Genomic DNA, 275 nt, shown 5'->3' with positions numbered 1-275 from the left:
GGTATAACCTGTAGCATTGGTGTTTCTACTTCCATAAAGTCACGGTCTGCTAAAAAGCGACGAATGCCTTCAACTACTTGTGAACGAATGCGGAATGTTTCGCGCGTTGCTTCGTTAGTAATTAAATCAACGTAACGTTGGCGGTACTTTGTTTCTTGATCTGATAAGCCATGGAATTTTTCAGGTAACGGACGAAGTGACTTAGTTAATAATTGGTACTCAGTCATTTCTACGTATAAATCGCCTTTACCTGATTTATTTAGCGCGCCTTTAAC

At 40.0% G+C, this 275-nt stretch carries 1 protein-coding gene; it reads right to left on the bottom strand.

All coding sequences use genetic code 11. The features are described 5' to 3' along the window. On the bottom strand, positions 1–275 hold a 275-nt coding region (locus tag AAEY80_RS14520), incomplete at both ends, for an amino acid--tRNA ligase-related protein (protein WP_350588578.1).

Source organism: Psychrobacter sp. 78a-MNA-CIBAN-0178 (assembly GCF_040309625.1).
Taxonomy (GTDB): Bacteria; Pseudomonadota; Gammaproteobacteria; order Pseudomonadales; family Moraxellaceae; genus Psychrobacter; species Psychrobacter okhotskensis.
Note: the sequence above shows the minus strand (reverse complement) of the source record. Positions and strands in the feature narration are given on the sequence as shown.